Origin of the sequence: Methylobacterium sp. WL120, from assembly GCF_008039465.1 — a bacterium.
Taxonomy (GTDB): Bacteria; Pseudomonadota; Alphaproteobacteria; order Rhizobiales; family Beijerinckiaceae; genus Methylobacterium; species Methylobacterium cerastii.
On record NZ_VRUT01000215.1, the window covers coordinates 1 to 6,263 of the forward strand.

The following is a 6,263-nucleotide window of genomic DNA, read 5'->3' on the forward strand; positions in this document are numbered from 1 at the left end:
GGCCGCCGCCGCCGAGGCGCCGCACCACCAGCACGATCACCGTCAGCACCGCGAAGATCACGGCGAAGATGGCGACGTACTGCACGACCGGAGAGCCGTCAGACCCGAACACGGACTGCAACCATTGCACGGACACTACTCTCGTTCTTCACGGGTCCGGGACGGCCCTACGCAAAACCACCCCGTCAGTATCACGGGCGCCCCCCCGCCGGGCAATCATCGTTAAGTCTTCGTTAACAGCTTCGCTCCGCGTGCCGCGGCCAAAAGCTTAACCCGACGTTAACCATGAGGGCGGCAGATTTTGCCGGGCGGCCGGAGACAGGGCCGCCGCGCAATCCGGAGCCCCACCGTGGCCGTCACCGACATGCCGCTGCTCGGAATGCTCCGCACCAAGATGCAGTGGCATCAGGCGCGCCAGAAGCTGCTCGCCGAGAACGTCGCCAACGCCGACATGCCGGGCTTTCGCCCGCGCGACCTCGCGCAGCCGAGCTTCGACCGCGCCACGGGCCTCGCGGCCTCGACGGGCAGCGGGATGACGCTGACCAATGCCGGCCACATCGCCGCCTCGGGCGACGCGGGCGTCGGCGCCGACCCGCGCCGCGTGACGGAATTCGAGATCCGCCCGAGCGGCAACGGGGTCAACCTCGAGGACGAGATGATGAAGTCCGGCGACAACCAGTCGGACTACCAGCTCGCCGCGTCGATGTACCAGAAGAGCCTCGACGTCCTGAAGATCGCCATCGGCAAGAAATGACCGGCGGAACAGACGTGATCGGAAGGGACTGAGCCATGGATTTCAACAAGTCGCTCACGATCGCCGCCGCCGGCCTCAAGGCGCAGTCCGGCCGGATGCGGATCATCGCCGAGAACATCGCCAACGCGGATTCCGCGCCCCAGAGCGCCAACGGCGAGCCCTACCGGCGCAAGATCCCGACCTTCAGGAGCCACGTCGACCGCGAGACCGGCGCGAACCTCGTCGAGGCGGGCCGCGTGCGCCGCGACATGACCGCCTTCCGGACCAAGTACGATCCCGGCAACCCGGCAGCCGACGCCAAGGGCGAGGTGCGCATGCCCAACGTCAACGGGCTGATCGAGAACATGGACATGCGCGAGGCCCAGCGCTCCTACGAGGCGAACCTCAACATGGTCACCACCGCGCGCCGGATGATCTCCCGCACCCTCGAGATCCTGAAGTAGGCGGAAGACCACCATGGCCAGCAGCAACTTCGCGGCGGGCGCCTACGCCGCCGTCCAGAACGTCGGCGCCTTCAAGGGCGCGCCGAAGATCCAGCCGACGCAAGGGGCGGGCGGCGACTTCACCCAGCTCCTGGGCCGGGCGCTCGACGGCGTCGGCGACGCCGGCCGCAAGGCCGACGCCCAGGGCATGGCGGTGGCCGCCGGCAAGGCCAACGTGGTCGACGTGGTCACGGCGGTGGCCGAGAGCGAGACCGCGCTGCAGACCATGGTCGCCGTGCGCGACCGGATGATCTCGGCCTACGAGGAGATCATGCGGATGCAGATCTAGCCGGACCAGGCCCAGCCCCGTTCCCGGGGCGGGCCGAGGCGTCACATCCCCAAACGGTTCGAGCAAGCATCCAGACCCATGACCGGACTCGCCATCCTCGACGTCGCGCGCGACGGCATCTTCGTCTTCCTCAAGGTCGCCGGCCCGCTGATGCTGGTGGCGCTGGCCGTCGGGCTCGTGGTCTCGCTGGTCCAGGCGCTGACGCAGATCCAGGAGCAGACCCTGATCTACGTGCCCAAGATCGTCTCGGTGTTCGCGGCCTTGCTGCTGATGCTGCCGTTCATGGGCGACGCGCTCGCCGGCTACATGACCCGCATTGCCGCGCGCATCGCCGCCGGACAGTGAGAAGAGACGAAGCGGGCGGCCGGCTGCTATGACGGCGCATGAACCTGCTCCTGCCCGGGATCGCGGCGGCCTACCTGCTGACCTTCGCCCGGGTCGGTACGCTGATCATGCTGATGCCGGGCGTCGGCGAGCAATCGGTCTCGCCGCGCATCCGGCTGTCCTTCGCCCTGCTGGTCTCGCTGCTGCTGTTCCCCATGGTGCGGCCGCTGCTGGCGGTGGGCTCCGACGCGATCGGCACGCCACGGCTGATCGGCCTGCTGTTCTCGGAGACGCTGGTCGGGCTGGTGATCGGGCTGACCGTGCGGATGATCCTCGCCGCGCTCCAGACCGCGGGCCTGATCATCTCGCAGCAGGTCGGCCTGTCCTACGCCATGACCGTCGACCCGTCGCAGGGCGGCCAGCAGCCGGCGCTCGGCAACTTCCTCTCGCTTCTCGGCATCACGCTGATCCTGGCGGCCGACCTGCACCACGTGGCGCTCGACGCGATCGGGCGGAGCTACGCGGTGCTGCCGCCGCAGGCGGTGCCGGCCTTCGGCGACGCGGCGACGCTGGCGCTCAAGGCGATCGGCCGCGGCTTCACCCTCGGCGTGCAGATCGCCTCGCCGTTCATCGCCTTCGGCATCCTGTTCAACCTCGGCCTCGGGGTGCTGTCGCGGCTGATGCCGCAGCTGCAGGTGTTCTTCGTCGCGGTGCCGGCCTCGGTGCTGATCGGCATGCTGATCCTGTTCGGCTCGCTCGGCGTGATGATGACCGTGTTCCTGGACGACCTCGGCCGCTACCTGCTGGAATTCGCCGGACGGTGAGCCGGTGTCGGACCATCGCGTGGTCGAGGCGCGGGTCCCTTCTCCCAGGGGGAGAAGGACAGGATGAGGGGCGTGAGTTTTCCGGCGAGGTCACGCCCCTCACCCCAGCCCTCTCCCCACGGGAGAGGGGGCAGGTCGGCGCCGAACGTGGACATATCCTAGTCCGTCTCGGGAGCCGCTGAGCCATGTCCGAGGGCACCGAGCAGGAAGACAAGACCGAAGAACCGACCCAGCGGCGCCTCGACCAGGCGATCGAGCAGGGCAACGTCGCGACCAGCACCGAGATCAACACCTTCGCGATCCTGGCGGCCTTCACCCTGGCGCTGGTGATCGCGGGGCCGAGCATCGCCCGCGGGCTCGTCGCCGAGATGCGCGGCTTCCTGATGAACGCCCACGCGGTGCCCGACGACCCGCACGCCATGGTGGGCATCGCGGGCCGTACCCTGACGATCTGGCTGCAGGCGCTCGCGGTGCCGGCCGGGCTCGTGGCGGTGGCGGGGCTGGCCGCCGGCCTGCTGCAGCACCCGCTGGTCTTCACCACCGAGACGCTCGGGCCGAAGTTCGAGCGGATCTCGCCGATGGCCGGCGTCAAGCGCATCCTCGGGATGGAGGCGCTGTTCCAGTTCGTGAAGGGCCTCGCCAAGATGGCGGTGGTCGGCGTCGTGGTCGGGACCCTGCTGTGGCGCGACCGGGACCGCCTCGAGGTGTTCGCCCGCCTCGACCCCGCCGCCTGCCTCACGGCGATCCTCGGCATCAGCATCAAGCTGCTCGGCGGCGTGCTCGCCATCCATCTCGCGATCACGATGGCCGACGCCCTGTACCAGCGCTACCGCTGGCGCCAGCGCCTGCGCATGTCTAAGGAGGAGATGAAGCAGGAGATGAAGGAATCCGACGGCAACCCCGAGGTGAAGGGGCGGATGAAGCAGATCCGCATGCAGCGGGTGAAGAAGCGGATGATGGCGGCGGTGCCGACCGCCACGGTGGTCATCACCAACCCGACCCACTACGCGGTGGCCCTGCGCTACGAGGCCGGGTTGGGAGCGCCGGTCGTCGTCGCCAAGGGCGTCGACTCCCTGGCCTTCCGCATCCGCGAGCTCGCCAAGTCGCACGACGTGCCGGTGCTGGAGAACCCGCCGCTGGCGCGCGCGCTCCACGCCACCGTGGAGATCGACGAGGCGATCCCGGCCGAGCACTACAAGGCGGTCGCCGAGGTGATCGGCTTCGTCATGCGCCTGCGCCGTCGGGCCGCGTGAGCGCGCCGAACGCACGGTTTGTCCACCTTCCTCGGCCAGACTAATCCGGGACCGACCGGAAGGCGGCCCCCGTCGGAAGTCGGCGCGTCCCGAAAGACAGCGCTTGCCGATCGGCGGGGTGAGGGCATAACCGGTCCTTCGTTTGTGGATTCAAGGCCCGATGCCGGATCTGAGTGGACCCACGCCCGCGGTTTCGGGCTCGATCGACCGGTCGGAACGGCCCGGGCGGGTCGGATTGCTGCTCGTGCTCGCCGGGCTGCTGGTCGGGGCGGCGATCGGGCTGTCGTTCGTGGCCAACGAGCAGGCGCAGTCGCTGATCATCTGGCTGCTGGCGCTGCTCGCCATGGCCGGCGTGTTCTTCCTGTTCGCGATGGCGATCGGGGCGATCCAGCTCAGCGGGCAGGGCGGGCGCGACGACATCACCAAGGCGATCGTCGACGCCGCCCCCGAGGCCACCGTCGTGGTCGAGGAGGGCGGCCGGCTGATCTACGCCAACGAGGCCTACCTGAACGTGGCGGGCGGCGACAGCTTCTCGACGCTGCGCCCGGTCGAGCGGATCTTCGTCGGCTCGCCGGAGGTGTCGGAGGCGATCTACCGCCTGTCGCAGGCCGCCCGCGACGGGCGCAGCCACGCCGAGGAGGTGCGGATGTCGCCGCCGCCGGCGGGCGGCGCGCGGGGGCGCGACTTCGCCTGGTACCGCATCCAAGTCCGGCCGCTGCCGCGGCCGGGACGGGCCGCCTCGCTCTGGACGGTGGGCGACATCACCGCCGAGCGCGAGCGCCAGGAGAACGTCTTCCAGGAACTCCAGCACGCGATCGACTACCTCGACCACGCGCCCGCCGGCTTCCTCTCGATCGATCCGACCGGCGCGATCGTCTACATGAACGCGACGCTGGCCGCCTGGCTCGGCTACGACCTCGCGGTGGTCGGCCCCGGCGGCCCGCACCTCTCCGAGATCGCGCCCGCCGCCGACGCGCTGATCCAGAACGCCGGGCTTCCGGGCGAGGTCCGCACCGACCGGTTCGACCTGGATCTCCGCCGCCGCAACGGCCACCCGATGCCGGCCCGGCTCTACCACCGCGTCGCCTTCGGCAAGGACGGCAAGCCCGGCGCGTCGCGCACCTTCGTCATCAACCGCTCCGCCGGCGCGGAGAGCGACGAGCCGCAGCGCGCGGCCGAGGTGCGGCTCGCGCGCTTCCTCAACAACTCGCCGATCGCCATCGCGACGCTGGACCGCTCGGGCCGGATCGCCCGGGCCAACGCCTCGTTCGCCCGCCTGTTCGGCACCCTGCCGCGGCATGCGGTGGCCGAATCCGCGGCCGGCGCCGAGGAGCCGAACTTCGCCGAATCGGTGGTCGAGCGCGACCGCCCGGCCCTCGATGCGGCGCTCGCCAAGGCGGCGAGCGGGCTCTCCGAGATCGAGCCGATCGAGGTCATGCTGGTCGGCAACGCCAACCGCTCGGCCCGGGTCTGGCTCAGCACCGCGGGCGGGGAGGGCGCCCCGGGGCAGGGGCAGGAGGAGGCCGACCGCGAGCCGCTGATCCTCTACGCCCTGGACACCACGGCCCAGCGCCAGCTCGAGCAGCAGATCGCGCAGACCCAGAAGATGGACACCGTCGGGCAGCTCGCCGGCGGCATCGCGCACGACTTCAACAACGTCCTCCAGGCGATCATCGGCTACTCGGACCTGCTTCTGGCGAGCCACAAGCCGACCGACCCGGCCTTCCAGGACATCATGCAGATCAAGCAGAACGCCAACCGGGCGGCGGGCCTCGTGCGCCAGCTCCTGGCGTTCTCGCGCCGGCAGACGCTGCGGCCGGAGGTGATGAACGTCGGCGAGGCGCTCTCGGAGCTGACGCTGCTGCTGAAGCGCCTGCTCGGCGAGCGCGTCGGGCTCGACCTCAAGCACGGGCGCGACATCTGGCCGGTGAAGGCCGACGTGAACCAGTTCGAGCAGGTGATCGTGAATCTCGCGGTGAACGCCCGCGACGCGATGCCCGGCGGCGGCCGCCTGCTGATCCGCACCGCCAACGTGCTCGACCCGGGCGCGGCGGCCAAACCCGACGGGCGCGGCGGCGCGCCGGCCGGCGATCACGTCCTGATCGAGGTGCTCGACACCGGCGAGGGCATCCCGCCCGACCTGATGGAGAAGATCTTCGAGCCGTTCTTCACCACCAAGGAGATCGGCAAGGGGACCGGCCTCGGCCTCTCGACGGTGTTCGGCATCGTCAAGCAGTCTGGCGGCACCATCGACGTGCAGTCGACGGTGGGCGAGGGCACCAGCTTCCGGATCTACCTGCCGCGCCACGAGCCCGCCGCCGACGCGCTGATCCAGAA

The 6,263-nt window shown here is 70.2% G+C and carries 7 protein-coding genes; all 7 read left to right on the top strand.

What is annotated here, in order from left to right; all coding sequences use genetic code 11:
* The first annotated feature begins 349 nt into the window (after positions 1–349).
* Positions 350–754, top strand: a complete 405-nt coding sequence (flgB, locus tag FV229_RS24425; RefSeq protein WP_147754435.1) for a flagellar basal body rod protein FlgB — start codon at positions 350–352, stop codon at positions 752–754.
* Between the two features lie 35 nt (positions 755–789).
* A complete protein-coding gene (gene flgC, locus FV229_RS24430; RefSeq protein WP_147754436.1) occupies positions 790–1,197 on the top strand; it encodes a flagellar basal body rod protein FlgC in 408 nt (135 codons plus the stop codon).
* 13 nt (positions 1,198–1,210) lie between these two features.
* Positions 1,211–1,525, top strand: coding sequence for a flagellar hook-basal body complex protein FliE (gene fliE / locus FV229_RS24435; protein WP_147754437.1), 315 nt, complete (start codon positions 1,211–1,213; stop codon positions 1,523–1,525).
* Between the two features lie 78 nt (positions 1,526–1,603).
* Positions 1,604–1,870, top strand: a complete 267-nt coding sequence (gene fliQ, locus FV229_RS24440) for a flagellar biosynthesis protein FliQ (protein WP_147728151.1) — start codon at positions 1,604–1,606, stop codon at positions 1,868–1,870.
* Positions 1,871–1,908: 38 nt separating this feature from the next.
* Positions 1,909–2,673, top strand: a complete 765-nt coding sequence (gene fliR / locus FV229_RS24445; protein WP_147754438.1) for a flagellar biosynthetic protein FliR — start codon at positions 1,909–1,911, stop codon at positions 2,671–2,673.
* A gap of 185 nt (positions 2,674–2,858) precedes the next feature.
* Positions 2,859–3,926, top strand: coding sequence for a flagellar biosynthesis protein FlhB (gene flhB / locus FV229_RS24450; protein WP_147754439.1), 1,068 nt, complete (start codon positions 2,859–2,861; stop codon positions 3,924–3,926).
* 160 nt (positions 3,927–4,086) lie between these two features.
* Positions 4,087–6,263 (top strand): ATP-binding protein (locus tag FV229_RS24455; protein ID WP_147754440.1); only part of this gene is annotated, 2,177 nt, incomplete at its 3' end.